The organism is Amycolatopsis halotolerans, assembly GCF_042647905.1.
In the GTDB taxonomy this organism is placed as follows: Bacteria; Actinomycetota; Actinomycetes; order Mycobacteriales; family Pseudonocardiaceae; genus Amycolatopsis; species Amycolatopsis halotolerans.
Genome location: NZ_JBHRWI010000013.1, coordinates 92,579 through 118,284, shown reverse-complemented (window position 1 = coordinate 118,284; position 25,706 = coordinate 92,579). Strand labels below are relative to the sequence as shown.

Here is a 25,706-nt window from a genome sequence, read left to right as displayed (position 1 = left end):
GGCTCGGTCACGGGGGCCTTCTCCCGGCTGCCCGTTTTGTCGGTGATCTTGGCTAGGGTGGCGTTGAGCGACGCGGAGGTGAGCCGGTGGAGACCCACCCACTCCGGGGCAACCCCGGGGAGCAGCACGACACGTACCCACAGCGCCCCGCGCAGCGGCGGCACGCTCCGCGTGCAAGACAGCGCGGATGAACGGAGAACGAGTCGCCTCCGCGTCGCTCCTCGAACCGATGCCGGTGTGGCGCTGGCCGGTCGCCCGGTGGACGACGTTCGACGAATGCGCCGCCGCCCTCGACCTCACCGTCGGCGAACTGGCGTGGTTCGCCGACGAACGCGGCTGGCACCGGCGGTCCCGGCCGGTGCTGCGGCACTACAGCTACCGCTGGATCCCGACGTCCACCGGCGGCGCGCGGCTGATCGAACGGCCGAAGCCCCGACTGGCGGAGGTGCAACGCCGAGTCCGTAGACACGTGCTCGACGCGCTGCCGGTCCACGAGGCCGCGCACGGTTTCCGTCGCGGTCGTTCGATTCACACCTGCGCCCGCCCGCATGCCGGACAGGACCTGGTGGTGCGGCTCGATCTGGCCGGCTTCTTCCCGACGGTCTCCGCGTCCCGCGTGCGGTCGCTGCTCGATCTGGCCGGGTATCCGCCAGCGGTCGCCGCCGCGATCGCCGGAATCCTCACCACCCGCACCCCGGTCGACGTCCTGCGTTCCGCGCCCGCGCGGTCGAGAATGCTGAGCCACCTCGCCGGCACGCATCTCCCGCAAGGCGCTCCGTCGTCGCCGTCGGTAGCGAACGCGGTCACCAATCGCTTGGACCGGCGGCTCTCCGGCCTCGCCGCCGTGCTGGGCGCGAACTACACCCGCTACGCCGACGACCTCGCCTTCTCCGGCGACGCGAGCCTGCCGTTGCACCGCCTGCTGCCCGGCGTCCGGCGGATCGTGACCGACGAGGGCTTCCGCCTGCGCGACGACAAGACGTCAGTGAAACCGGCCTACCGGCAACAACGCGTCGCGGGCTTGGTGGTGAACGCCGCGCCTGCCGTCGCCCGCTCCGAGTACGACGAGCTGCGGGCCGTGCTGCACAACTGCGTCCGGACCGGCCCAACGCCGCAGAACCGCGCCGGGCATCCGGATTTCCGCGCGCACCTGCTGGGCCGGATCGCGTGGGTCAGCGCCACGAACGAGACTCGCGGCGCGAAATTGCGGGGGCTGTTCGCCCGGATCGACTGGTCGTGAACGCGCGGTTCAGACCGATAACTGGCTGAGATTCCGCTCCATCTCGGCCCACCATCCGGCCGCCGGAACATCCCTCGGCTGAATCAACGAGGCTTTGACCAGAATGTCGGGCCGGTTTTCTCGCCAAGCGTAGGAAAAAAGCTCGTCATAATGCGCCCGCGGAAGCCACCCCTGTTCCCGGCCCGCTTCCAAACGCATGAGCTGCCGCGCAAGGTCGACACTGCTTCGCTCACAACTGCGAAACGCGCTCGAAAATCGTTGCACGGCTACCGCGTCACCCCGTCGAAACGCCTGACAGGCAAGGAAAAGCGCGGTCACGGCGAGGACGTCCGACCGATGCACCCCGCCCTCCGCCGCCAGATGTTCCGCCAGCTGAAAACTGCGCTTCCGCCGTCCCCGGCGCACCATTTCCGCCAGCGCTCGCTGCTGACGAGTGAGATATTCGTCTTCCCGCAGGTACTGCACAGCGTTTCCTCCCCTGCGCCCGGTCCCGACCCAGGCCGCTTCCCGGTACAGGATGCTCCACCAGAGTGACAGATACGTCGGCGACACTCGGCCGTTCGGAGCAAAATATCACCCAGGGGCATCGACAGTACCCGACCGCGCAAGCTCGGGAATTCTTTGTTGTTCCTTCATAATCGGGGATCTTGGCGAGGTCGCCGGAGGTTCTCGGGGTGGGTCGGTTTCCGTAACGGTTTCGGGGGTTGGGTTGGGTTGCCGACGTGGATGTGGTGAGTGATTGCGGAATCCGCATCACGGGACGAGCGGCCCCAGTGGACAGCCCGGGCGCGGAGGGGCGTGGCGGTCGCGAATCGCTTTCATGGCAAGGGGTTTTTCCACGCAAACGGAGAGGGTCTCCGGGTGGTTCGCGCTTCGGCCGCCTTGGGCGAGGCGGTATTCGAGTTTGATTTCCGGCGGTGATTTCACCCGTTCGGCCCAATCGGGAGGGCGTTGCGCGGCTCGCCCGGCGCGGTCCGTGAGGGGAACCCTGAGGGACTCTGATTCCCTCAGGGTTCCCCTCACGGACTTTCGCGGGCGCGCAGCCCGCTTCGCCAGGCGGTGCACCGCATCCGCCTGAACAGCACCGCCACCACGAACCCGACACACACCCGCGCTATTGAGAAAACCCCGCTGCGGGACGGTCGGCATCACGACGCAGAATCGGCTGGGCAGGCGGAGACCGGCATCGGCCTGGCGATGGTTGGCCCGGCTCGACCGGGCTCGGCTCGGCCCGGCTTTACCGTGCTCGGCTCGGCCGGACCTGACCGTGCTCGGCCGGGCTCAACCCGGCTCGGCCGGGCTCAACCCGGCTCGGCCAGGCTCGGCCAGGCTTGACGGTGACCGGCCGGACCTGACGGTGACTATTCGAACCTGGCGATGATCGGCCGGGCCCGTCCGCAATGAGCCAGTCGATCACCCGGGCGGCCCAGCATCCCCATCAACCTTGCGAGCGTTTCTACCCCATCAAGGGGCACTTGCCGCCCGTCAGAGCCGAAACTCCTTCACCGCACACCGAACCAACGCCGCCGCCCGCCAGGTTCCGGTCCACGAGGCTGCCCCGCCGGGTTTCCCAGCCCCCGAGGGCCGAAACTTCTCACCACATGCCAAATGGCCCGGCCGCCCCGCGGCCGAGCCGTTCAGCTCGTTATCGTTCAGCCACAGTCAGCCCGGCCCTCCCCAGGGCCAGGCTGGTGCGCTGGCTGGCAAAACCCGTGACCGGCCCGCACACCAGTCGCGGCGTGTTCGTCCCCCAAACTCCTCAACGCACCTCGAAACGCCTCGGCACAAACCCCGGAACGCCTCCGGGCGCCGCGGACGGGAACCGAAGTGCTTCAGGCGACCTCGGTCCGGCTGCCGCCGGGAGCGTGGAGCCCCAGCATGTCCAGCAGCAGGGCGCATTCCCGCGCGTCCTTGGCCCTGGACGCGACGGCCAGCGCTGCCTTGCGGCGGCGTTCCTCCTGCCGGGCCGCGTCCGTGTCGTCCACGAGGTCTGGCGCCGGGTGCAATCCGGTGGTCAGGTCTCGCATGGTGGCTCCTCCCCGATCGGCGTCGGCGCGGGTTTCCGCGCTCGCTGCACACCCCTTCAACGGCCGAGCCGCACCGGATGTTCCGATGACTCCGGTCACGTCGGCCGGTCAGGCCAGAATGGCACACAACGGGAGCGGCCGGTGCGGCATTAAAAAAGGGGGCGTGCGCAGGGCGAAAGCGTCGACAGTCCTAAGTGGACACAAGGCAAAAGCGCCCATTCGGGTGGCGTGAGTGGCCTCACCCGGCTGGGCGAGCCACTATCCACGCTGTGCATCCCGACCGGCGCCCCGTGCGCACCGCTCTCGTCGGGATGACTGTGCTCGTTCTCGGCGTCCTCACCGCGCTGCGAGCACCGGATCTGCCGATCATCGGCGACGGCACCGCGTATGCCGCCGAGTTCAGCGAAGCCGCGGGGCTCGCGAGCGGCAACGATGTCCGGATCGCGGGGGTGAAAATCGGCCGGGTGTCTGAGGTTTCACTCGACGGTGCGTCCGTCCGGGTGTCGTTCCGGGTGTCCGGCGCATGGCTGGGCGACCGGACATCGGCCGCGATCCGGATCAAAACGGTGCTCGGGCAGAAATATCTCGCGCTCGACCCGGTCGGGGCCGGGTCGCTCGATCCGGACACGCCGATCCCGCGCGACCGGACCACTGTTCCGTATGACGTCCTGCCGGCGTTCCGGCAGCTGGCCACGACCGTCGACGCCATCGACACCGACCAGCTCTCGCGCGGATTCCAGGCCATTTCCGAGACTTTCGCGCACACGCCCGCCGACGTCCGCGCGACGCTGTCCGGGCTGTCGCGGCTGTCCGCCTCCCTTTCGACCCGCGACGCGAAACTGGCTCACCTTTTAACGCAAGCACGCACGATTTCCGCCACCCTCGCCGACCGCGACGCTCAGCTGACCCGCCTTCTCACCGACGGCAACCAGCTGCTGGACGAGGTGAGCAAACGCGAGTCGGCCATTCGGGCGCTGCTCGCCGGAGCGCGTCAGCTGGGCATCGAGGTGTCGGGACTCGTCGCCGACAACGACCGCGAACTCGGCCCGGTGCTCACCCAGCTCGACCGGCTCACCGCGCTGCTCGAACGAAACCGTGCGTCACTCGCCGAAGGAATCCGGAAAATGGCCCCGCTCGTCCGGTTCGCCGCGAATCTCACCGGAAACGGCCGGTGGATCGACGGTTACCTGTGCGGTCTGATCTTTCCCGCGATCGGACCGCTCAACGAGCACGGCTGCTTCAGTCCATGAGCCCGGGACCGCCGGTGATCCGCACGGTGACCTGGTTGTCGTTGTAGGTGTAGGCCTCGTAAGCGAACTCGACGCCGGTCTTCTCGACGTGCTCGGTCCAGGCCCGGTACTCGTGCCGTTTCCAGCCGGGGAAGTTGAAGAACTCGTCGAAGTGCACGATGCTGCCGACCCGCAGCCGCGGGCCGACGTTGTCCAGCACGGTCTTCGCGGAGCTGTAGAGATCGCCGTCGACGTGCAGGAAATCGACCGGGCCAGGGTGTTTCTCCAGGAATCCGGGCAGGCTGTCGGAGAACAGGCCGACGACCAGTTCCGCTCCCGGCACATCCGGCAGGTCGTCGCGGGCGAAGGCGCCGGCGGGCATGCCGTTGAGCCACGCCTCGGGAAGGCCGTCGAACGAATCGAAGCCGTACACCTCGGTCGCCTCGCGTGCGGCGGTGATGGTGCGCAGCGTGTTGCCGGACGCGACGCCGAACTCCAGCGCCATCCCGCCGGCGGGCGCGAGGGAAAGCGCGTACTGCAGCGTTTCCTTGGGGCTGCCGAAATGCTGCGCCCCGATCAGGCTTTCGCGCGCGAAGACGTTGCTCTCCAGCGCCGCGTCCTGGTCGCCGGCGTACACGATGTCGCGACGGCTGCGGATTTCGAACTCGACCACGCGGTCCAGCAGCCGATTCCCCTGCCGGACTACCTCGGAGCGCAGTTCCTCGCGCGTCCGCTCCAGTTCCGCGCGCAGTTCGGCGAGCTGATCGGTGTGCGGATCGTGCAGCCGGGCCGCGGCCCGGCGCAGCACCAGGCCGGCCTTCCGGCGCAGCGCAGGGCCCAAAGTCCTTGTCGTCAGCCGATCTTGGCTTTCCTGGTTCATTCCGGGACGATAGCCGACAACCGGACGCCGCCCCGAACTGCCTGGTTTACCCGGGAGTAGCCGGCCGCCGGACCACCGCGGCTCCCTGCGCGGCCGCACACAACGTCGACTTCCCCTCTCTGTCCACTGTGTACAGATCGCAGCGGCAGGTGGCCCGTGAACGACTCGCTTGGACGACCGTCGCTTCCGCGCGCAGCCGCACCCCGTCGGCAGGAACGAGGTAGTCGATGGAGAAGCCGCTCGTGAGCAACTGCGCGCCGAGCACTGTTCCGGCGGCGAAGGTGAGCGCGTTGTCCGCGGCGTAGGCGAGGACGCCGCCGTGGAGGTAGCCGTTCTGCTGCCGGAGGTCGTCGCGGACGTCCAGCTCCAGCACCGCGCGGCCGTCGCCGAATTCCTCGACCCGCGCGCCGAGCAGGACGCTGAACGGTTGCGCGGCGAGTCCGGCGCGCGCGAAGCCCAAGTCCATTTCCGGTCCTCACTTCAGTAGTGAAGTGAGGATGGCGGCGAGGGGAGAACGCTGTCAAGATCCCCGCATGGCCGCCGACGAACGTCTTTTCTTCCTGTTGCAGAGCGCGGCGCACCGGCTGCGCGTCGAGGGCGACCGGCGTTGCCTCGCGGCGGGCGGCGTGACGACCGCGCAGCTCGGCGCGCTGCTCGCGGTGCACGATCGACCGGGGCTCACCCAGCGGGAACTGGCCGCTGAGCTGGGCCAGCGCGAATCCGCGATCACCGCGATGACCGGGCGGCTGATCGACGCCGGGCTCATCGTCCGGCAGCCGCATCCGCGGCAGCACCGGGCGTTGGTGCTGGACCTGACCGCCGAGGGAACCGCGACGCTGGCCCGGCTGCGGCCGGTGATCGAGTCGTTCAACGGCGAACTTCGCGCGCTGCTCGGGGACGCGTTCGGGCCGACCAGCGAGGCGCTGCGGCATTTGGCGGGATGGCCGGGTCCCGCTGTAGTTGTCCGTGAGGGGAACCCTGAGGGACTCTGATTCCGTCAGGGTTCCCCTCACGGACGGCGGCGGAAGCGTTAGGGGCACGTCCGGGTGCCGGGGCCGACCGCGCACCGGCTAGCTTCACCAGATGTCACCCGCCACACCCGCCCCCGCTGCTTCCCGGCAACGTGCGGGCCGCACTATGTCCGGCGTGGCGATCATGACAGCCCGGCTCTGGTGGGCCTGGCAGACGGTCCGATCCGCAGGCGTTGCCTACCTCTCGGCTCAGCGTTCGGAGCCGTCCCCGCCCTGTTCCGCGAGGAACCGCTCGAACTGCGAGCCCAGCTCGTCCGCCGTCGGCATGTGTTCCTGCGATTCGGCGAGCAGGCTGTGCCCGGACGCTTCGGTGAACGTGTCGTACTGACGCTCCAGCGCGCGCACCACGTCGGCGGATTCGTCGGATTCCGCGACCTGGCGGTCGATCTCCGCCTTGGCCACCTCGGCCGCGGTGCGCAGTTCGCCGTCGGGAAGGCGCAGGCCGGTGGCCTTGCCGACGGAGTCGAGGATCGTCAGCGCGGCGGCCGGGTAGGTCGACTGCGCCAGGTAATGCGGCACGTGCGCGGCGAAGCCCATCGCGTCGTGGCCCCATTCGCCGAAGCGGTACTCCAGCAGCGCGGCGATGCTGCCCGGGACCTGCATGCGGTTCGGCAGCGGCTGGTGCTCGCCGACCAGGTGCTCGCGGGTCGCGTGCGCGGTGACGCCGAGCGGGCGCGTGTGCGGGGCTCCCATCGGGATCCCGTGGTAGCCCACGGTCAGCCGCACGCCCCAGCGCTCCACCAGTTGCCGCACGGCGGCGGCGAACAGCTCCCATTCGCGGTCCGGCTCCGGGCCGGACAGCAGCAGGAACGGGATCCCGTCGTCGTCGTGCAGCAGGCGCACGACCAGTTCGGGGGCCTCGTATTCCTCCCAGTGGTCGACCGCGTAGACCATCGTCGGGCGGCGCGACCGGTAGTCGATGAGCCGGTCGACGTCGAAGCGCGCGATGACGCGGTTCTCGACCTCGCCGGTGAGATGGTCGGTGACCAGCTGCCCGGCCGAGCCCGCGTCCATGAAGCCCTCGAAGAAGTGCAGGAGCACGGCTCCGTCCAGGTCGGGGACGTCCGAGTCCACCTCGTACAGTTCCTCGGGATCGAGTCCCACCGGATCCTCCTGCTGCTCGCTTGCACGGACGTACGCGGTACAACGCGGCCCGGCTGCGAATCCATCCCGCGCGCGGCGAAAATAGTAACGCCCCGCACTCATCGACCACCCGGATCGGGGCATCGTGACACTTGTCGTGGGCATCGACGCGTCCCGTCGGGCACCCTGAGCAGGTGAACACCGAGGAATCCACCACGCTGCAACTGCGGCTGCGCCCGCCCGAACACCGGGTGAGCCGCCGGGCGATCGGCCACTGGGCGGCGTCGGCCGGGGCAGGCTGGCTGATCGTGCTCGCCGTGCAGGCGGTGGTGGTCGCGACCGCGGACGACCCGCCGTCGTGGCTCACGGTGACGCTGGTGCTCTCCTGTGTGCTGGCCCCGCTGCACCTGCTGGTCATGCCGCAGTGGCGGTACCGCGTGCACCGCTGGGAAGTCACCGGCGAGGCGGTCTACACCCAGTCCGGCTGGCTGAAGCAGGAGTGGCGGATCGCGCCGATCTCGCGGATCCAGACGGTGGACGTCGAACGCGGTCCGCTGGAGCAGTTGTTCGGGCTGGCCCGGCTCACCGTCACGACCGCGTCGGCCGCCGGGCCGTTGCGCATCTCCGGGCTCGACCGCGAAGTAGCGGTCGCGCTCGCCGACGAGCTGACCCGCACCACCCAGGCCGCGCGCGGGGACGCGACGTGAACGCCACGGCACCGTCCCCGCCGGTCGCCGCCGAGGGCACCGGCGACGCGCCCTGGCATCGTCTCGACCGCCGGATGTTGTTGATCCGCCCGGTTCTCGACCTGGTCAAGTCGCTTCCGGTACTCGTTGGCACACTGTTGCTCGGCCACGGAAATTACTGGCAGTGGATCGGTCTCGCCGCCACCGCGGTGACCATCGGCGTCGGCATTTCGCACTGCCTCACCTCGCGCTACCGCGTCACCGCGACCCAGATCGAATGGCACACCGGATTGCTGCTGCGCAAGCAACGCGCGATTCCGCGCGATCGAATCCGTACCGTAGACGTGGTTTCGGAACCGAAACATCGGCTTTTCTCGCTGTCCGCAGTACGAATCGGCACCGGACGGCACGAGCACGGAAAAGGGCCGGGCAAGGACCAGCTGGTGCTCGACGCGGTCACCCGCGCCGAAGCCCAGCGGCTGCGGACCCTGTTGCTGCACCGGAAACCGGCCGAATCCGAGGCGCCGCAACCGCCGGAGTCGCTCGTCGCCGAGGTCGACAAGCGCTGGGTGCGGTTCGCCCCGTTCACGCTGTCCGGACTCGCCGTGGTCGCGGCGATTCTCGGCACCGTCTACCACTTCGCGCACGAACTGCACTTCGATCCGACGAGTTTCGGGCCGGTCCGCGACCTCACCGCCCGCGCGCTCGAACAACCGGTGTGGCTCACCGTGGTGCTGGCGGCGGCCGGGCTGTTCCTGCTGGTGTCGGTGCTGTCGGTCGGCGGGTACGTGTTGTCGTTCTGGAACTTTCGGCTGACGCGCGAACCGGGCGGCACGCTGCACATCCGGCGCGGGCTGGTCACGACTCGGTCGGTGTCGATCGAGGAAGACCGGCTGCGCGGCGTCGAGATCAAGGAACCGTTGCCGCTGCGGATGGTCGGCGGCGCGAAGTGCGTCGCGGTCGCGGCCGGACTGCGCGAGGGCAAGGGCGCGGACCGCGGCGGCGGCCTGCTGCTGCCGCCCGCTCCGGCCGCGAAGGCCCGGGAGATCGCCAGCGAGGTGCTCGGCGAGGACTTCGCGAATGTCCCCCTCGCGCGGCATTCCCGGCGCGCGCTGACTCGCCGGATCACCCGCGCCGTCTTCTCCGTGCTGGCGCTGTCGGCCGCGCTGTTCGCGCTGGCCCGGCTCGATGTGCTGCCGGAATGGCCGTGGCAGGCCGCGCTCGTGCTGCTGCCGTTCGCCGTCCTGGTCGGCTTCGACCGGTACCGCTCGCTCGGCCACGCGATCACCGGCCGGTATCTGGTGACCCGTTCCGGGTCGCTGTCCAGGGCGACGGTCGCGGTCCGGCGTGACCGGCTGACCGGGATCGTCGTGCACCAGTCGCTGTTCCAGCGGCGGGCCGGGCTCGTGACCGTCACCGCGCCGATCGCCGCCGGACGCGGGCATTACCGCGTGCTGGACGTCGAGCAGGGCGCCGGGCTCGCGCTCGCCGACACCGCCGTGCCCGGATTGCTGACACCGTTTCTCGCGGTGCCGGACAAACCGTGAACTGTGGTAATTTACCGACGCGTTCGTGACTGAATTCGGTGAACTCGCGAAGAGGTTTCAGGATGTCTGAACCCGGGCTCCGCCGCACGGCCGGTGCCAACAGTTCCCGGAAAGTGCTCCAGCTGCTGCTGTCGTTCACTGAACAGCGCTGGGAAGCCAGTGTGGCGGAACTCGCCAGCGTGATCGGCAGCCCGGTCGCGACCACCTATCGCTACGTGCAACTGCTGAAGGAACTGCAGTTGCTCGAAGAGTCGCGGTCCGGGCGCTACCACGTCACCAGTCGCGTGATGCCGCTCGCGCGCGCCGCCCGGCTCGCGAACGACCTGGCGCGGATCGCGCGGCCGACGATGGAGGAAGCCGCGCGCGAACTCGGCGAGACGATCCTGCTGTTCCAGCACTTCGGCGATTTCGCGGTGTGCAGCGACCGGGTGGAATGCGACCGCGCGATGCGGTTCACGTTCCAGCCGGGGCATTCCATCCCGCTCGGCGTCGGCGCGACCGGGAAGATGCTGCTCGCCCTGCTGCCAGACGGAGAACGCGAACGCCAGGCCGCCCGGATCGCCGACGAACGCGGCACCGAGGTGCGCGACGCCCTCAAGCACGCGCTGGCCAACCGTTACGCGCAGAGCTGGGGCGAGATCGAGGACGGCGTGTGGGCGTGCTCGGTGCCGGTCGACGCGGACCGGCTCCGGCCGAGCGTGCTGAGCCTCGTCGGACCGGCCACGCGCGTCGGCGACACGGAGCGCGAACGGGCGATCACGGCGTTGCGCGGCTACGCCGAGCAGATCGGAAAGGCGATTTCCGAATACTCGGTGTAGCCGTAAAATCGGGCCGGTGATCCGTCTCGCCGCTCCCGCCGACCTTTCCGTGCTGCCCGACCTCGAACGTGCCGCCGGAGAACCGTTCCGGACCGTCGGCATGGCCGAGATCGCCGACGACGCACCTCCTTCGGTCGAGGACCTCGCGGTGTTCCAGTCGGCGGGCCGGTGCTGGGTCTGGGACGACGACGGGACGATCGCGGCGTACGTGCTCGCCGAGGAAGTCGACGGTTTCGGCCACGTGGAACAGGTTTCGCTGCTGCCGAGCCACGCGCGCCGCGGCTTGGGACGGGCGCTGATCGAGACCGTCGGCGCGTGGGCAGCGGAGCGGGGGCTGGCCGGGCTGACGCTGACGACGTTCGCGGACGTGCCGTGGAACGCGCCCTACTACGAGCGGCTCGGGTTCCGCGTGCTGGCGGACGAGGAGCAGGGCCCGGCGCTGCGGGAGATCCGGCGGACGGAGATCGCGCGGGGGCTGGACCGGTGGCCCCGGGTGGCGATGGTGCGGCCTTCCTTGTAGCACAAGCGGTCTTGGCCGTCCCGGCCTAGTTTTCGAAGGCCCGCTTCAGTTTCTCCAGCGAGGCCGCGATCTGTTCCATCTCCGCGGGGGTGAGATTCGCGGCGTAGGAGTCCTCGAGGTAGCGGTCGTAGTGCTCCATGGCCCGCTGGTAGGCGACGCCGTGGTCGCGGAGCCGGAACACCTGCACTCGCCCGTCGGCGGGGCTTTTCTCCCGGGAGAGGTAGCCGTCCTGCTCCAGGCGGGCCAGGTGCTGGCTGATCGCGCCCTTCGATACGCCGACTTTCTCGGCCAGCTGCTTCGGCGTCACGTCCGGGTCGCGGATGATCAGCCCGAGGATGAGGTGCTGCTGATTGGTCAACTCGAACTCGTCGTAGCGGGGGCCTTTCCGTTCGACGGCGGCCCACATGTCCACGATCAGCTGGTTGATCCGGTCCGCCAGCGCCCGGGTTTCCTCGTCTGCCACGAGGGTCATTGTCCCGGAACGCTCTCCTTCCCCCGCGAACGGCCGCGCTTTTTGAGGCCCAGCAGCGCCTTCACCTTGCGGACGACCTCCTTGCCGACGCCCGCGGTCCCGACGAGCCCGCAGGCTTCCGCGACCACGATGGTGGCGCCGACGAAGGCGGCCTTGCTTCCGCCGTCCAGCGGCAGGAAGAGGGTGACCGCGATGCTCAGGTAGAGCAGGCCGCACAGCACCAGGAAGGCGACTCCGATCTTGAACCTGAGCGGCTTCTTGGGCTTGGACTGGGCCGGAAGGTTCGGGGTCTGCGTCATGCAATTAGTTTAGATATCTAAACTAGTTTCGGCAAGCCCAACCGGGGTCGCTCGGGAGGGGGACCTGGATTGCCCCGCGAATCGAACACGTGTTCTACTGGTCGGGCCGGCCCCGGAGGGGGAAGCTCCGCGGGCCGGCACCCAGGCAGAACCCGTCCCCTCGATCGATCCCAGGAGGCAGTGTGGCGGTCAAGATCACCCACCTCGCCAGTGGTCAGCAGGTCCGCTTCGCGAACGCGGACGGCGCGCGCCGCTATGCCGAAATCATGGGCGGCGGCGTCGACAAATGGCGCTTCACGATCGTTCCCGGGGACAGCGGGGCTCCTGGCATGCCGGCGGCGGTCGTCAACGTGCCGGTGTGGCGGACCGTCGCGCGGTGACCGGTTCCCGTTGCCGCCCGCGGTGATCGGCCCGGCGCGCGACCGCCGTGCCGATCACCGGGACAACTTCACCTGCTGTTTGTTGCCTACTGGCCGCGCCTTGTGCTCCACTGTCGATCACCCACTGCTGTAAGTCCCGCGACGCGGGACCGCCGCTTGTCAGCAGCGACCACCTCGGCACGGCCCTGCACCCGTGCCAAGACGGACAGAAGGAGCGGCTCCTTGCTTGCGCACCAGCGTGGAACACATCGGCGTGGAAAAATCCGGGTCACCGTCGCGTTGTCGGTCCTCGCGCTCGCGGTCGGGGCCGGTGCGGCCCACGCGGCGCCGGCGGCCACCCCGAAAGCCACGGCGTGGCCCGGCGGGTCGAAGGTGGCCATCGCCGACGACTCCGGGGTTTTCGGCAGCAACCTCAGCGGCGTGTCGTACGAATCGCCCACCGTGCTGTGGGCGGTGAAGAACGGCCCGAGCACCCTGTACCGGCTCGTCCAGGACGGCGGCAAGTGGCGGCCCGACACGGCCAACGGCTGGGCCAAGGGCAAGTCCACGCACTACTCCGACGGCAGCGGCGACCCGGATGCCGAAGGGGTCGTCTTCACCCCGGACGGCGTCTTCACCTCGACTGAGCGAGACAACGACAACGGCGACACGAGCAAGCCCGCCGTGCTCCGGTACGCGACCTCCGGGTCGGGCAAGTCGCTGAACGCGACCGGGGAGTGGGACCTCACCTCGGACCTGCCGTCGGTCGAGCCGAACAAGGGTCTCGAGGCCATCGCCTGGGTGCCCGACTCGGCGCTCACCGCGCACAAATTCCGGGACGAGCACACGAAAGCCGCCTACGACCCGGCGAGCTACCCGAACCACGGGACCGGCCTGTACTTCGTCGGGCTCGAGGCCAACGGGAAGGTCTACGCGTACGCGCTCGACCAGTCCGGCACCAAGTACACCCGCGTCGCCACTATCGACAGCGGCTTCCCGGCGGTGATGGACCTCGAGTACGAACCGTCGACCGGCCACCTGTGGGCCGAATGCGACAACACGTGCAAGGGCCGCACCAGCACGCTCGACGTCAACGCCAAGGGCGCGTTCGCGGTCACCGCGCAGTACGACCGCCCGTCCGGGATGTCGAACTACAACAACGAGGGTTTCGCGATCTCGCCGACCTGCGCGAACGGGAGCAAGCAGGTCGTGTGGTCCGACGACGACAACGACGACAACCACGCGCTGCGCACCGGAACGCTCGCCTGTAAGTAGTCCTATGTAGACAGACGACTGCGGCGGCACCGGGAATTCGGTGCCGCCGCAGTGTCGTCAGTTCTTCAGCAACCGGTCCAGCGCCCGCGGAACAGCCGCCGCCAGCAGGTCCAGCTCCGCCTCCTCGGCGACCAGCGGCGGCGACACCGCCATCCCCTTGCCGAGCGAGCGCACGATCACGCCCTCCTCGAGCAGGAACTTGTGCAACCGGCCGGGCGCGCCCGGGTCCGCGGACAGCAGGTCCGGCGCGAGTTCCACCGCGGCCAGGAATCCCAGCCCGGCCCGGACTTCCGCCACCGCCGGGTGGCCGACCGCGCCGGAAAGCGCGTCCGCGAGCGGCTTCTCCAGTGCCTTGCCGCGCGGGATGATGTCGTCGCGCTCGTAGATGTCCAGCGTCGCGTTGGCCGCCGCGCAAGCGACCGGGTGTCCGGCATAAGTCGCGCCGTGGCGAAGGATCGGAGCGCCCGGACGTCCGGTGAAGAACGGCTCCGCCACGTGCGGCGCGACCAGCAGGACGCCCAGCGGGATCGTCCCGCTCGTCACGCCCTTCGCCGTCGTCACCAGGTCCGGCTGGACCGACCAGCGGTCGATGCCGTACCAGGTGCCAAGCCTTCCCCACGCGCAGATCACACAGTCCGCGACGAACAGCACCTCGTGCTTGCGGCAGATCGCCGCCACTTCCTCGATGTACCCGTCCGGCGGCAGCAGCACGCCGCCCGCGCCGATGACCGGTTCGCAGAAGAACGCGGCCACTCGCTCGGGCCCCACACGGAGGATTTCCTCCTCCAGCGCCGCCGCGTTGTCATACGGCACCTGCGAGAAATCGGCGGCCGGCGGGCCCCAGCCTTCCGCGTTCACCGGGATCCCGGCCGCGGCGGTGCCGAATCCGTGGGTGCCGTGGTAGCCCTGGGTCCGGCTGATGACGTGGGTCTTGTCCGGGCGTCCGGTGTGGACGAAGTAGGACCGCGCGATCTTCACCGCGGTGTCCACCATGTCGCCGCCGCCCGAGCCGAGGAACACCTTCGACCCCGGCACCGGCGCCAGCTCGGACAGCCGCGACGCCAGCTTCAAAGCCGGTTCGTTCGCGACGCCGCCGAACAGGTTGTACGCGTCGAGCTTCTCCAGCTGCTCAGTGACCGCGCGCGTGATTTCGGGACGGCCGTGGCCGAGGTTCGAGTACCACAGCGACGCGGAGGCGTCGAAGTAACGACGGCCCGCGTCGTCCCAGACATAAGACCCCTCGCCGCGGGTCACCACGAACCGGTTCCCGTCGACCGCGCCCATGTCCGCGAACGGGTGCCACAGCGGGTTCGGCTGCTGGTCCGGCATTGCTCCTCCTCGGGGTCGGCTCAACCAGCCGGCGCCGCGGGGAGCGGCGACCGGCCGCCGCCGCCCTTTCTACCCGCCCGGCCGGGGATCGGCGAACCGCGACCCCTCGACGCGCGCCATCGCGGAACTCCGCCGTCCGGCGTCCCGATGGCTCCGATGGCGCTGTCCCCGGCCGGGCAGACTAGAGGCGGGCCGCCGCGCCGGGCGGCGGCACGCCAGCTCGCCCTTGTACAGCTCGGCGGCGCGGACCAGATCGGCGTAAGCCTCGACGTGGATCCGGTTGATCGCGTCGTGCGCGTCCCTGGCGGCCGCGTCGAGCCACGCGCAGTAGTCGCTTCGGGTCTGGGTCCGCATCGCGCTCCCCCCTGCTCAGACGTTTTCGACGGTAGTGGCCTGTGCGTTCGCGGGCGCGGAACTCAGTGACACGCCCTTCCGATCCTTGATGAAGAAGCTGGTGACCAGGCCGATCACGGTCATCACGGCGAGGTAGCCGCCGACCGCGTAGACCGTTCCCGTGCTGGTCTGCAGCGATTCGGCGATGGTCGGCGCGAACGCCCCGCCGAGCACCGCGCCGATCGCGTACGAGATCGCCGCGCCGCTGTAGCGGACCGTCGTCGGGTACATCTCCGAGTACAGCGCCGATTGCGGGCCGTACGTGAACCCGAGCCCGACCGAGAAGAGGAACAGCGCCACCAGAAGCAGTCCGACGTTGGCCGTGTTGATCAGGGCGAAGAACGGGAACATCCACACCAGCTGGATGACGAACCCGATCTGGTACGTGCGGACGCGGCCGATCCGGTCCGCGAGCCAGCCGCCGATCAGCGTGCTCACCAGCCAGGCGACCGCGGACAGCATCACCGCGATCAGCACGGTCGAACGGCCGAGGTGCAGTGTCTTCGTCGCGTACGACTGCACGTATCCGCCGGTGGTCATGTACCCGACGGCGTTGTTGGCCGCGAACAGCAGCGCGCCCCCGACGACCAGCTTCCAGTGGTGCCGGAACAACTGCACCAGCGGCATGCTCGACCGCGCCTTCTTCTCGCGGACCTCCTCGAACACCGGGCTTTCCGCGACCCGCGACCGGATCATCAGTCCGGCGACGATCAGCACCACGCTCAGCAGGAACGGGATCCGCCAGCCCCACGCCAGGAACTGCTCCGGCGACGTCAGCGCGGTGACCAGCGCGAGGACGCCGTTGGCCAGCAGCAGCCCGATCGGCACGCCGATCTGCGGGAACGCGCCGTACAGCCCGCGCCGGTCGGCGGGCGCGTGCTCCACCGCGAGCAGGGCCGCGCCGCCCCATTCGCCGCCTGCCGAAAGCCCCTGCACGATGCGCAGCAGCACCAGGATGATCGGCGCCCACACGCCGATCGACGCGGTGTTCGGCACCAGGCCGATCAGCACCGTCGAGATCCCCATCAGCAGCAGGGTGAGGATCAGCATCGCGCGCCTGCCGAGGCGGTCGCCGAGATGTCCGGCGATGATCGCGCCGACCGGGCGGAAGAAGAAGCTGATGCCGACCGTCGCGAAGGACACGATCAGCGCGTCCTTGCCGAGCACCGCGAAATACTGCGTCGCGAAGACCAGTCCGGCGCAGATCGCGTAGATGAAGAAGTCGAACCATTCGATTGTCGTGCCGACCATGGCCGCCAAGACGACGCGACGGTGCTCTCTGCTGATCCCGGTCGTGCGCGGCATCGCGCCTCCCCTGCTGACGGTGCTTCAGGCCGTGGCAGATCGTATATAATCAGTCGCCACCCCGACAAGGCTCAATGAGGTAACTGAACAGGCTTTTTGCCCGGATGGCCCAGCCGCGGCCGCAGAAGCATCTCTCTCACTCGGCGCATCGTCTGCATTGAATGTATATTATTTAGCGCGGCGAACGGACCGGTTACCGTGGCCTGGACACCCCGCCCCGGCGGGCTGTGAAGGGGAGGCGACAGGGATGTCCACAACACACGAGGCGGCCGGCGGGCTCAGCAAGAGCCAGCACACGTACCAAGTTCTCAAGTCCCGCATCACCGCGGGCGCGTACCCGGCGGGCCACCGGCTGGTCCTCGGTTCACTGGCCAAGGAATTCGACGTGAGCACGGTCCCGGTGCGGGAAGCGGTGCGGCTGCTGCAGGCCGAGGGGCTGGTGCACTTCGAGCGCAACGTCGGCGCGACCGTCGCGGCGATCGACCCGGTCGGCTACGAGCACACGATGCAGATGCTCGCGATCGTGGAAAGCGCGGCCACCGCGCTCGCCGCGCCGCATCTGACCGCCGACGACCTCGCCGAGGCGGGCGAGCTCAACGACCGGATGCGCGCCGGTCTCGACCAGCTCGAACCGGTCGAGTTCACCCGGCTCAACCACGAGTTCCACGAGATCCTCTACACCCGCTGCCCCAATCCGAGCCTGGTCGACCTGGTCAAGAAGGGCTGGTCCCAGCTCGCCAGGATCCGCGATTCGACGTTCTCGTTCGTCCCCGCCCGCGCGCTCGCCTCGGTCGCCGAACACGACCAGCTGCTCGATCTGATCCGCTCCGGTTCCGGTGCCGAATGGATCGAGCACTGCGCGCGGGCGCACCGGTCAGCGACGCTGGACGCGTTCCTCAGCTGGGAAGCGGACTCGCACAGCTGACTCGCTCAGCGGAGGTCCGTGAAGGGCTCCTCGAAGGAATTAGATTCCCTCAAGGAGCCCTTCACGGACATCTGCGGGAGCAGAGGGCCATGCTGGCCAGGCCTCGTCAGTGCGACCTTGAGACGGTGCCTTCACGCGGTCATGCGCGCGAGGATCGTCGCGAAATCCTGCTGTGGAATGGAAAACAAGCCACGGCGGAACGGCAATCCCCAATGCGTGGGGTCGGCGACGAACGACAACTGGTCGACTAGCGGCTTCGCATCCACGCGCTGGCAAGCGTGGAAGGAAGCCGCGAGCCGCCATGGCTGGAAATCGTCGCTTACGTAAGCCTGGTAAGGCTTTTCGCCGGTGATCGTGGCCCACGCGGTGAACTGGCGGACGGGTTTGCCGCCCTGCAAGCTCGTACGCGGCGAGTAGAAAATCATCTCGTCGCCCGGGCTCGGCTGACGAAGGCGTTTGCCCGCACCGTGATCCGCTTGTGTGAAGCCGCCCTCGGCGGCCGCCTCGACGTGGTCGAGCGTGACCGTGTTGATCCAGAATCGCTGGCCGGAAGGGGTCACTTCGCGGTCAGCCCTTCGACGAGGCCGGTCGTCGGCCTGCCGAGGAGCCGGGAAAGATCGTCGCCGACCCGCGCGAAAACCCCGGCAGCGATGGTCTCGTCCAGACTGACCAGGAAGCTGGCCAACTCGTCGTCCATTCCCGTTTTGCGGAGCATTGCCCGCAATTCTTCGGGGGCGACCGGTCGGTAAACGACCTCTCGCTCCAGCACGACGGACATCGCTTCGGCAATGTCGGCGTAGGTGAAGTCCGTGTCGCCGGAGAGGTTGTAGGTGACGTTGTCGTGGCCATCGGTGGTGACCACGACAGCCAAGGCCTCGGCCAGGTCCTTTCGGCTGGCCGCCGCGACGACGGCGTCACCGGTCGCCGCGGCGAGGACGCCGGTGAAGCGAGGACCGGCCAGCGACTGGACATAGTTCTCGAGGTACCAGGTGTTCCGCAGAATCGTGTACGTCAGGCCAGAAGCGATGAGCGCCTTCTCGGTCGCGCGATGGTCCGCGTTGATCTCGAAGCGCTCGTCGTCGGCGCGGACTCCGCTGGTGTAGTAGAGGTGCCGGGCGTTCTTCGCGGCTTCGATGACCGACTCGTGCTGGGCAAGGCGATTCTCGTCGCGTCCCGAGATCAGCACGATGTCCGAGTGCCGAGCCACCAGTTCCGCGACAGCGGCCGAATCCGACAGATTCACCGCCGCGGTGCGGAACCCGGCGGAAGCGAGTTCCTCAAGGCGCACCGGGTTCCGCCCGGCCGCGGTGATCGTTTCGGGACTCACGCCCCGCGAGACCAGCGCGTCCAGGACGTGCTGGCCGAGTGCTCCGGTAGCCCCGAAAACCAGGGTGCTCGCGTCAGCCACGGTCGTGGAGGGTGACGTGGTAGCCGTCGGGGTCGGCGAAGGTGAACGTCCGGCCGAAGGGGCCGTCGATCGGCGCGGAGACGATCGGGTGCCCGTCGGCGACCAGAGCGTCGTGAATGGCCTGGACGTCGGTGGCGAGCAGCCAGATCGCGGCGCCGATGCCGGGACGCGCGGCGGAGGCGAGATCGGTGCCGGGAACGACGTCGCGGAGGGCGAACGCGATCGGCTTCGTCTCGAAGACGACGGCGTGCGGAGGTCCGGCCGGCGAGCGGACGAGACCGAGGTAGCGCTCGTAGAAAGCCTGCGAAACGTCCAGGTCGCGTGCCTGGAGCGAGATGAAGTCGGGGCCGATGGCGGGCAAGGTGCTGCTCCTTTTCTTCGTGTCAGGTTCCTGACACGACTCACTCTATGTCAGAATCCTGACATGAGTCAAGCCGACGGAGTCGACCTGGACAAGTCACTGGGCTACCTGCTGAAAGAGACCTCGAGCGCGCTGCGGTCGGCGATGGAGGAGGTGCTGCGCCCGCTCGGGATGACGGTGACGCACTACTCCTGCCTCGAGCTGCTGTCGCAACGACCGGGCCTGTCGAACTCCGAGCTCGCGCGGGGCACGTTCGTGACCCGGCAGTCGATGAACGTGCTGCTCCAAGCCCTGGAGCGAGACGGCTACGTGACCAGGCCCGCGGAGGCACCCGTCGGAAAGGCTCTTCCCGCCCGGCTCACGCCGCGCGGACGGCGGAGCCTGGAGAAGGCGAGCGCCGCGGTCCGGTCCGTCGAGGTCAGGATGCTGGACGGGCTGAGCGAGACCGAACAGTCGGACGCGTTCCGGATCCTGCGGAGCATGGTCGACTCACTGCGGCACAGTGGACGTCCGTGAGGGGAACCCTGAGGGAATCAGAGTCCCTCAGGGTTCCCCTCACGGACGTTTCCGGTACCACCGCGGCGAAGTGTTCAGCGGCGGCTTGAGCTTCGCGCGCACCACCAGCACGTTCGGCTCGTCCGATTCCACGAATTCGCTCAGCAGCCGGCGAAACGCGCGGCCGAAGCCGGACACCCGGTCCGCGTGCACGCCGAACGAGCGGGCCAGCCCGACGAAATCCGGGCTGTCCCAGTCGACTCCGCGATGCGGCAGGCCTTCCTGGTCCTGGTCGAAACGCAGCATGCCGTAGCCGCCGTCGTCCACGACCACGACCGTCACCGGCAGCTGTTCCTCGGCGAGCGTCGCCAGATCCCCTACCGCGTAAAGGAAACCGCCGTCGCCGGTGACGCACAGGACGCGACCGCCGCCGGTCGCCTCGGCCGCCGCGCCCGCGCCGAGCGACGCCGGGAAGCCGTAGCCGAGCGTGCCCCAGCCCATCGGGTACGCCAGCCGCCGCGGCGCGCGGACCCGGTGGAAGCCGCCGATCCAGTACCCGGCGACGCACATGTCCGTGACGATCGTCCCGTCCGCCGGGAGCACTTCCTCCAAAGTGGACAGAAAGTCGGCGGCCTGCGGTTCCTCGTCGCGGATGCGCCTGCGCACCCGGCGGCCGATGCCGGCCAGCCGAGCGGTCAGCTCGTCCAGGCCGGGGCGCGTTTCCGGATGCAGGGATTCGACGACGCGGCGGGCGTCGCCGACCAGGGTGACGTCCGGCCGGTAGTTCTTCGCCGCGTCGCCCGCGTCGACGTTGATCGCGATCAGCTTCGGCGGCGCGGGCATCTGCCAGTTCTGCGTCATCAGGCCGTCGAAGTCGGTGCCGATCGCGAGCACCACGTCGGCCTCGTCCCACAGCTGCCCGACCTCCGGCGCGTGCACCGGATTCGGGGCCAGGCAAGGATGTTCGAGCGGAAGCAGGCCGCGCGCGCCGAACGTGGTGAGCACCGGCGCGGCCAGCCGCTGCGCGAGCTGCCCGATCGCTTCCCCGGCTTCGGAGCGCAGCGCGCCGCCGCCCGCCCAGATCAGCGGACGGCGCGCGGACGCCAGCAGCTCCGACGCACGAGGCAGGTCCGGCAGGTCGAGCACGCGTTCGGCGGGCGGCGCGGGCGGTTCGCGCGGCGGCGTGGTCTCCCGGAGGAAATCGGTCGGAATGCCCAAATACACCGGGCCGCTTTGCGGCATCAGCGCGAGCCGGGCGGCGCGGTGCAGCGTCGTGCCGATCTGATCAGCGCGGTGCACGGTGAACCCCGCCTTGGTGACCGGCGCGAACATCGCCTGCTGGTCGGAAGTTTCGTGCAGCACCCCGCGCACGACACCCGGACGGCGCAGCGTCGACGGGATGTCCGTGGCGATCACGAGCACCGGGGCCGCCGACGCCATCGCTTCGCCGACCGCGCCGAGCGTGTTCGCCGCGCCGGGGCCGGTGGTCACCAGCGCGACGCCGAGTTTTCCCGTCCTGCGGGCATAACCGTCGGCGGCGTATCCCGCGGTCTGTTCGTGCCGGACGTTGACGAGCCGGATCCCGGTGCCCGCCAACGCCTCCCACAGCGGCAGGTTGTGGACTCCCGGCAGGCCGAACACCACCTCGGTCCCGAGAGCCGTGAGCGCGTCCCCCAGCTGCTGAGCTCCAGTCCGTCCTGCCACGCCAGCGATGGTATCCGCCCCCGGTAAGCAGCCGCAGACACGTCACCGGACAGGGTTTGTCATCGCGGCGCCGCCCCGTTGTCCCCCACCTGGCCGCGAGATCTGAGACACCGCCTTTTTCGTGCGTACACTCCGGGGGCCGGGGACGCCGAGGTCCCCACGGCGGCGGAAAGGGGTGGCGCAATGCCGTTGATGCCGGTGACCGACTCGATGTTCCTGATGGTCGAGACCCGCGAACACCCGATGCACGTCGGCGGGCTCCAGCTGTTCCGCAAACCCGAGGGCGCGGGCGAGGACTATCTGCGCGACCTCCGCCGGAACCTGCTGGAATCGGACAACATGCGCGGCGTGTTCCGGATGCGGCCGAGCCGTCCGGTGAACACCGTCGGGCACGTGCGCTGGTCGCGCGACACCGATCTGGAGCTCGACTACCACTTCCGGCATTCCGCGCTGCCGCAGCCGGGCCGGATCCGCGAACTGCTCGAACTCACCTCGCGCTGGCACAGCACGCTGCTCGACCGGCACCGGCCGCTGTGGGAAACACACCTCATCGAAGGACTGCGCGACGGCCGGTTCGCGGTGTACTCGAAGATCCACCACGCGCTGATGGACGGCGTTTCGGCGCTGCGGCACCTGCAGGGAACGCTGTCGGACGACCCGGCCGACCTGGACTGCCCGCCGCCGTGGGGTTCGCGCGAGAAGCCCGCCGCGCACCGCAACGGCCGCGCCCCGGCGTCGCCGTTCGCCCTGGTGGGCAAGACGTTCGAGCAGGTCGCTGGTATCGCGCCGGCCGCGGCGAAGGTGGCTCGCGAGGCGTTCCGCGAGCACCGGCTCACGCTGCCGATGCAGGCGCCGAAGACGATGCTGAACGTGCCGATCGGCGGCGCGCGCCGGTTCGCCGCGCAGTCCTGGCCGCTCGACCGGGTGCGCGAGGTCGCGACCGCCGCGGGCGTGTCCCGCAACGACGTCGTGCTCGCCATGTGCTCCGGCGCGCTGCGCGATTACCTCATCGAACAGAGCGCGCTGCCGGACGCGCCGCTGGTCGCGATGGTCCCGGTGTCGCTGCGCCGCCGCGACACCGGCGACGCGACCGGCAACAACATCGGCGCGCTGCTGTGCAACCTGGCCACCGACCTGACCGACCCGGCGCAGCGGCTGGCCGCGATCTCCGAGTCGATGTCGAACGGCAAGAAGCTGTTCTCGCAGCTGTCGCCGCTGCAGACGCTGCTGCTGTCCGGGATCAACGTGGCCCAGCTGGGCGCGTCGCCGATCCCCGGCGTCGTCGGCAACACGCGGCCGCCGTTCAACCTGGTGATCTCGAACGTCCCGGGCCCGCGCAAGCAGATGTACTGGAACGGCGCGGCGCTCGACGGCATTTACCCGGCGTCGGTGCTGCTCGACGGGCAGGCCCTGAACATCACGCTGACCAGCAACGGGGACAACCTCGACTTCGGTGTCACCGGGTGCCGGCGCAGCGTCCCGCACCTGCAGCGGATCCTGACGCATCTGGACACGGCGCTCGCCGAGCTGGAATTCGCGACGCGGGGGTAGCCGGTCAGTCGATGCCTTCCGGGCTGGCTCCGCCGACCGGGACGGCCGGCGCGACGATGCGGTCGATCTCGGCGAGGTCCGCTGAGGTGAGCTGAAGGCCGGTCGCGCTCTTCTCGATGCTGGCTGGGCGGCGGGCGCCGACGATGGCGACGTCGACCTTCGCCAGCGTCCACGCGATGGCCAGCTGGCTCACCTCCGCGTCCCTCTCCTTGGCGAAAGCGGCGAGCTGATCGACGATCTTCAGGTTGTGCCGCAACGAGTCCCCGCGGAAAGCGGACGAACGCGACCGCCAATCCGACGGGTCGAAGACGGTCTCGGCGGTCAGCGAGCCGGTGAGCAGACCGCTGCCGAGCGCACTGTAGGCGAGCACGCCGATGTTGTGCGCGCGGGCGTACGGGAGCGGATCGGTTTCCGCGCCGCGACGGAAGAGATGGTAGGGCACCTGCACGGTTTCCACCGGCTCGTTCAATGCCGTCTCGTTCACTGCGCTGAGCTGCGCGGAGTCGTAGTTCGACACTCCGGCGTGGCGGATCTTGCCCGCGTCCACGAACTCCCGCAGCGTCCCGGCGACCTCGGCGGCAGGAGTGTGCGGGTCGGGCCAATGGATCTGGTAGAGGTCGAGGTGGTCGACGCCGAGCGCGCGCAGGCTCTCGTCGACTCCTTGGGCAAGCCATGCCCGACGCGAATCGCGGATGCGTTCGGAACCGGGGTTCGTCCCGCCTTTGGTGGCGATGACGACGCTGTCGCGGCGGTGGTCGAGCTCGCTGCGCAACGCTTTGCCCAGGAGCGCTTCGGCGGTGCCGTAAGCGCGGGCGGTGTCGAAGAGGGTGATGCCTAGTTCGTGTGCGCGCCGGATCGCCGCGATCGCGGTGTCCTCGTCGAAGCCGCCCCACTGACCGCCGAACCCGCCGGTGCCGAAGGCGATCCGGGAGACTTCGAGGCCGTTGCGGCCAAGGGTCGTCGTCCGCATGCGTCGAGCACAGCACTCTTCGCTTGCCGTCGCCGAGCGTTCTCAACTGCTGATTATTCGGTTGACAATCAGAGGATGCTCGCGAGGTGAGCCTCCTGGAGCCGTTGCGGCACCGCAGTTTCCGCGCCCTCGCCGCCGGGCGGACGCTCGGCACCTTCGGCAACTCGGTCGCTCCGGTCGCGCTCGCGTTCGCGGTGCTCGACCGCACCGGGTCGGCGGTCGATCTCGGGCTCGTCGTCGGGGTCCGGTCGCTGGCGGGCATCCTGCTGCTGCTTTTCGGCGGCGTGCTCGCGGACCGGCTGCCGCGCGCGGTGATCCTGCAGGGCACCGAGATCGCGGCCGGGCTCAGCCAGGCGCTGATCGCCGCGAGTGTCCTTTGTGGATTTGGTTCGGTCCCGTTCCTGATCTCGCTGAGCGTGGTCAACGGGGCGGTCGCGGCGATGTCGCTGCCCGCGTCGGCGGCGATCACCCCGCAGACGGTGCCGCGAGACCTGCTGGCTCCGGCGAACGCGTTGCTGCGGCTGCTGGTCAACGGCGGGCGCATCGCCGGAGCCGGAGTCGCCGGGGTCGCGGTGGCGGCGGCCGGACCCGGCTGGGCGCTGGCGGTGAACGCGCTGCTGTTCTTCGCCGCCGCGCTCGCCTATCACGCCGTCCGGCTGCCGCGCGCCGATCGGGTTCCGGGCGCCCGGCCGATCGCCGATCTGGTCGCCGGATGGCACGAGTTCCGGTCCCGCGCCTGGGTGTGGGTGGTGGTGGCGCAGTTCGCCTTCGTCAACGCCGCCGGGCTCGGCACGCTCGTGGTCATCGGGCCGGTCGTCGCGGACGAGACGTTCGGGCGGTCCGGATGGGGACTGGCGCTGGCGATGCAGACCGCGGGCGCGCTCCTCGGCGGGATCGTCGCCGCGCATTGGCGGCCGCGGCACGCCTTGTTCGTCGGGGTGCTGCTGGTGACGGTGGAAGCGCTGCCGGTGCTGACACTCGGCTGGTGGCCGTCGCTCGTCCCGCTGCTGATCGCGATGCTGGCGGCCGGGCTGGCGATGGAGCAGTTCAGCGTCGCCTGGGACGTTTCGCTGCAGGAACACATCCCGCCCGACAAGCTCGCGCGCGTGTACTCCTACGACATGCTGGGTTCACTCGCCGCGATGCCGATTGGGCAGATCGCGGCGGGTCCCCTCGTGCAGCACTTCGGCCGCGAGCCGGTGCTCGTCGCGTGCGGGGTGCTGATCCTGGTTTCGACCGGGCTCGCGCTGTGCAGCCGCGAGATCCGGCAGCTCACGAACCGGACCGCGGCACCGGCCGTACCGACAGGAAGTTGACCGCGCTCGCGCTGAACACCAGGTCGTCGTCGCCGTTGAACAGTTCCATCCGGGTGCGCACGAGGCCGCGATCGGGCTTCGACTTCGACAGCCGCGCCTCGGTGACGGTCGCCCGCATCCGCAGCCGGTCCCCCGGCCGCACCGGACGCGGCCAGCGCAGCTCGTCGACGCCGGGGCTGCCGAGGCTCGCGACCGACGAGAGGTAGTGGTCGGCGAACAGCCGCATCATCAGGCTCGACGTGTGCCAGCCGCTCGCGATCAGCCCGCCGAACGGGCCCTCCTTCGCCGCCGCCGGGTCGACGTGGAAGCTCTGCGGGTCGTACTTTTCGGCGAACTCGATGATCTCCGCTTCGGTGACGGTCGTGTCGCCGAACTCGTACACCGATCCCTCGGGGTAGTCCTCGAACCAGCGGTCGTCGATGGGCGCGGTGAACTCGGTCATACGCGACAGCCTGCCACAGCTTTTCGGCTGGAAAACGTGAC

29 protein-coding genes are annotated in these 25,706 nt (G+C 69.4%); 13 read left to right on the top strand and 16 right to left on the bottom strand.

Annotation, left to right across the window (positions count from 1 at the left end; translation table 11 throughout):
* The first annotated feature begins 187 nt into the window (after nt 1-187).
* Nucleotides 188-1,240, top strand: coding sequence for a reverse transcriptase family protein (locus ACFORO_RS09300; RefSeq protein WP_377867800.1), 1,053 nt, complete (start codon nt 188-190; stop codon nt 1,238-1,240).
* Nucleotides 1,241-1,249: 9 nt separating this feature from the next.
* On the opposite strand, the gene ACFORO_RS09295 is transcribed toward ACFORO_RS09300, so the two are convergent.
* Both ACFORO_RS09295 and ACFORO_RS09290 read right to left on the bottom strand, forming a co-directional pair.
* Nucleotides 1,250-1,705, bottom strand: coding sequence for a hypothetical protein (locus tag ACFORO_RS09295; protein ID WP_354750673.1), 456 nt, complete (start codon nt 1,703-1,705; stop codon nt 1,250-1,252).
* A gap of 1,367 nt (nt 1,706-3,072) precedes the next feature.
* A complete protein-coding gene (locus ACFORO_RS09290; protein WP_354750884.1) occupies nt 3,073-3,267 on the bottom strand; it encodes a hypothetical protein in 195 nt (64 codons plus the stop codon).
* Nucleotides 3,268-3,578: 311 nt separating this feature from the next.
* Between ACFORO_RS09290 and ACFORO_RS09285 the strand changes: the two genes are divergently transcribed.
* Nucleotides 3,579-4,517 (top strand): MCE family protein, encoded by a 939-nt coding sequence (locus ACFORO_RS09285; RefSeq protein WP_377867875.1) that lies wholly within the window; start codon nt 3,579-3,581, stop codon nt 4,515-4,517.
* Here the strand turns inward: ACFORO_RS09285 and ACFORO_RS09280 are convergent.
* Both ACFORO_RS09280 and ACFORO_RS09275 read right to left on the bottom strand, forming a co-directional pair.
* On the bottom strand, nt 4,507-5,376 hold the full coding sequence (locus ACFORO_RS09280) for a class I SAM-dependent methyltransferase (protein ID WP_377867801.1): 870 nt from the start codon (nt 5,374-5,376) through the stop codon (nt 4,507-4,509). The two genes, ACFORO_RS09285 and ACFORO_RS09280, sit on opposite strands and share 11 nt — an antisense overlap.
* A 46-nt stretch (nt 5,377-5,422) precedes the next feature.
* Nucleotides 5,423-5,842, bottom strand: a complete 420-nt coding sequence (locus tag ACFORO_RS09275) for a PaaI family thioesterase (RefSeq protein WP_377867802.1) — start codon at nt 5,840-5,842, stop codon at nt 5,423-5,425.
* Nucleotides 5,843-5,909: 67 nt separating this feature from the next.
* Here ACFORO_RS09275 and ACFORO_RS09270 point away from each other — a divergent pair, with 67 nt between their 5' ends.
* Complete coding sequence (locus tag ACFORO_RS09270; protein ID WP_377867803.1) at nt 5,910-6,368, top strand: MarR family winged helix-turn-helix transcriptional regulator; 459 nt, start codon at nt 5,910-5,912, stop codon at nt 6,366-6,368.
* Between the two features lie 228 nt (nt 6,369-6,596).
* On the opposite strand, the gene ACFORO_RS09265 is transcribed toward ACFORO_RS09270, so the two are convergent.
* The gene (locus ACFORO_RS09265; protein WP_377867804.1) at nt 6,597-7,511 is read right to left on the bottom strand and encodes a proteasome assembly chaperone family protein; all 915 of its coding nucleotides are present in this window, start codon (nt 7,509-7,511) and stop codon (nt 6,597-6,599) included.
* 131 nt (nt 7,512-7,642) lie between these two features.
* Between ACFORO_RS09265 and ACFORO_RS09260 the strand changes: the two genes are divergently transcribed.
* The 4 genes from ACFORO_RS09260 to ACFORO_RS09245 all read left to right on the top strand — a co-directional run bounded on the left by ACFORO_RS09260 (nt 7,643) and on the right by ACFORO_RS09245 (nt 11,061).
* Nucleotides 7,643-8,197, top strand: a complete 555-nt coding sequence (locus ACFORO_RS09260) for a PH domain-containing protein (protein WP_446681572.1) — start codon at nt 7,643-7,645, stop codon at nt 8,195-8,197.
* A gap of 74 nt (nt 8,198-8,271) precedes the next feature.
* On the top strand, nt 8,272-9,723 hold the full coding sequence (locus ACFORO_RS09255; RefSeq protein ID WP_354750904.1) for a PH domain-containing protein: 1,452 nt from the start codon (nt 8,272-8,274) through the stop codon (nt 9,721-9,723).
* A 62-nt stretch (nt 9,724-9,785) separates the two neighbouring features.
* Nucleotides 9,786-10,541, top strand: a complete 756-nt coding sequence (locus tag ACFORO_RS09250) for an IclR family transcriptional regulator (protein ID WP_370934404.1) — start codon at nt 9,786-9,788, stop codon at nt 10,539-10,541.
* A gap of 16 nt (nt 10,542-10,557) precedes the next feature.
* Nucleotides 10,558-11,061 (top strand): GNAT family N-acetyltransferase, encoded by a 504-nt coding sequence (locus ACFORO_RS09245; protein ID WP_377867806.1) that lies wholly within the window; start codon nt 10,558-10,560, stop codon nt 11,059-11,061.
* A gap of 25 nt (nt 11,062-11,086) precedes the next feature.
* On the opposite strand, the gene ACFORO_RS09240 is transcribed toward ACFORO_RS09245, so the two are convergent.
* The gene (locus ACFORO_RS09240; RefSeq protein ID WP_354750892.1) at nt 11,087-11,533 is read right to left on the bottom strand and encodes a MarR family winged helix-turn-helix transcriptional regulator; all 447 of its coding nucleotides are present in this window, start codon (nt 11,531-11,533) and stop codon (nt 11,087-11,089) included.
* Nucleotides 11,530-11,832 (bottom strand): transporter suffix domain-containing protein, encoded by a 303-nt coding sequence (locus ACFORO_RS09235; protein WP_377867807.1) that lies wholly within the window; start codon nt 11,830-11,832, stop codon nt 11,530-11,532. Before ACFORO_RS09235 ends, ACFORO_RS09240 begins: the two co-directional genes overlap by 4 nt.
* 182 nt (nt 11,833-12,014) lie before the next feature.
* Between ACFORO_RS09235 and ACFORO_RS09230 the strand changes: the two genes are divergently transcribed.
* Together ACFORO_RS09230 and ACFORO_RS09225 are read left to right on the top strand one after the other, a co-directional pair.
* On the top strand, nt 12,015-12,212 hold the full coding sequence (locus ACFORO_RS09230; RefSeq protein ID WP_037715481.1) for a hypothetical protein: 198 nt from the start codon (nt 12,015-12,017) through the stop codon (nt 12,210-12,212).
* Between the two features lie 222 nt (nt 12,213-12,434).
* Complete coding sequence (locus ACFORO_RS09225) at nt 12,435-13,466, top strand: esterase-like activity of phytase family protein (protein ID WP_377867808.1); 1,032 nt, start codon at nt 12,435-12,437, stop codon at nt 13,464-13,466.
* Nucleotides 13,467-13,523: 57 nt separating this feature from the next.
* Here ACFORO_RS09225 and ACFORO_RS09220 read toward each other — a convergent pair whose 3' ends face one another.
* The 3 genes from ACFORO_RS09220 to ACFORO_RS09210 form a co-directional block, all read right to left on the bottom strand.
* Nucleotides 13,524-14,795: an aminotransferase family protein gene (locus tag ACFORO_RS09220; RefSeq protein WP_344271069.1), complete on the bottom strand. Its 1,272-nt coding sequence runs from the start codon at nt 14,793-14,795 to the stop codon at nt 13,524-13,526.
* Nucleotides 14,796-14,864: 69 nt separating this feature from the next.
* Nucleotides 14,865-15,149 (bottom strand): hypothetical protein, encoded by a 285-nt coding sequence (locus ACFORO_RS09215; protein WP_354750896.1) that lies wholly within the window; start codon nt 15,147-15,149, stop codon nt 14,865-14,867.
* 15 nt (nt 15,150-15,164) lie between these two features.
* A complete protein-coding gene (locus ACFORO_RS09210) occupies nt 15,165-16,493 on the bottom strand; it encodes an MFS transporter (protein WP_354750897.1) in 1,329 nt (442 codons plus the stop codon).
* A 247-nt stretch (nt 16,494-16,740) separates the two neighbouring features.
* Here ACFORO_RS09210 and ACFORO_RS09205 point away from each other — a divergent pair, with 247 nt between their 5' ends.
* The gene (locus tag ACFORO_RS09205; RefSeq protein WP_377867809.1) at nt 16,741-17,418 is read left to right on the top strand and encodes a GntR family transcriptional regulator; all 678 of its coding nucleotides are present in this window, start codon (nt 16,741-16,743) and stop codon (nt 17,416-17,418) included.
* A 131-nt stretch (nt 17,419-17,549) separates the two neighbouring features.
* Here ACFORO_RS09205 and ACFORO_RS09200 read toward each other — a convergent pair whose 3' ends face one another.
* From ACFORO_RS09200 to ACFORO_RS09190, 3 genes are read right to left on the bottom strand one after another with little or no spacing between them, the layout of a single operon-like run.
* Nucleotides 17,550-17,978, bottom strand: coding sequence for an EVE domain-containing protein (locus ACFORO_RS09200; protein ID WP_377867810.1), 429 nt, complete (start codon nt 17,976-17,978; stop codon nt 17,550-17,552).
* Nucleotides 17,975-18,826: an NAD(P)H-binding protein gene (locus tag ACFORO_RS09195; RefSeq protein WP_377867811.1), complete on the bottom strand. Its 852-nt coding sequence runs from the start codon at nt 18,824-18,826 to the stop codon at nt 17,975-17,977. Before ACFORO_RS09195 ends, ACFORO_RS09200 begins: the two co-directional genes overlap by 4 nt.
* Nucleotides 18,819-19,187 carry a VOC family protein gene (locus ACFORO_RS09190; RefSeq protein ID WP_377867812.1) on the bottom strand — a complete coding sequence of 123 codons (369 nt, stop codon included), beginning with the start codon at nt 19,185-19,187 and terminating at the stop codon, nt 18,819-18,821. Before ACFORO_RS09190 ends, ACFORO_RS09195 begins: the two co-directional genes overlap by 8 nt.
* A gap of 63 nt (nt 19,188-19,250) precedes the next feature.
* Here ACFORO_RS09190 and ACFORO_RS09185 point away from each other — a divergent pair, with 63 nt between their 5' ends.
* Nucleotides 19,251-19,703, top strand: a complete 453-nt coding sequence (locus ACFORO_RS09185) for a MarR family winged helix-turn-helix transcriptional regulator (RefSeq protein ID WP_377867813.1) — start codon at nt 19,251-19,253, stop codon at nt 19,701-19,703.
* Between the two features lie 39 nt (nt 19,704-19,742).
* Here ACFORO_RS09185 and ACFORO_RS09180 read toward each other — a convergent pair whose 3' ends face one another.
* The gene (locus ACFORO_RS09180; protein ID WP_354747437.1) at nt 19,743-21,386 is read right to left on the bottom strand and encodes a thiamine pyrophosphate-binding protein; all 1,644 of its coding nucleotides are present in this window, start codon (nt 21,384-21,386) and stop codon (nt 19,743-19,745) included.
* Between the two features lie 183 nt (nt 21,387-21,569).
* Here ACFORO_RS09180 and ACFORO_RS09175 point away from each other — a divergent pair, with 183 nt between their 5' ends.
* A complete protein-coding gene (locus tag ACFORO_RS09175; RefSeq protein ID WP_354747435.1) occupies nt 21,570-22,937 on the top strand; it encodes a WS/DGAT/MGAT family O-acyltransferase in 1,368 nt (455 codons plus the stop codon).
* Between the two features lie 4 nt (nt 22,938-22,941).
* Here ACFORO_RS09175 and ACFORO_RS09170 read toward each other — a convergent pair whose 3' ends face one another.
* Complete coding sequence (locus tag ACFORO_RS09170; protein ID WP_377867814.1) at nt 22,942-23,907, bottom strand: aldo/keto reductase; 966 nt, start codon at nt 23,905-23,907, stop codon at nt 22,942-22,944.
* A gap of 86 nt (nt 23,908-23,993) precedes the next feature.
* Here ACFORO_RS09170 and ACFORO_RS09165 point away from each other — a divergent pair, with 86 nt between their 5' ends.
* Entirely contained in the window at nt 23,994-25,223 is a 1,230-nt protein-coding gene (locus ACFORO_RS09165) for an MFS transporter (protein WP_377867815.1), read from the top strand.
* Here ACFORO_RS09165 and ACFORO_RS09160 read toward each other — a convergent pair.
* A complete protein-coding gene (locus ACFORO_RS09160) occupies nt 25,180-25,665 on the bottom strand; it encodes a MaoC family dehydratase (protein ID WP_377867816.1) in 486 nt (161 codons plus the stop codon). The two genes, ACFORO_RS09165 and ACFORO_RS09160, sit on opposite strands and share 44 nt — an antisense overlap.
* Nucleotides 25,666-25,706: the final 41 nt, after the last annotated feature.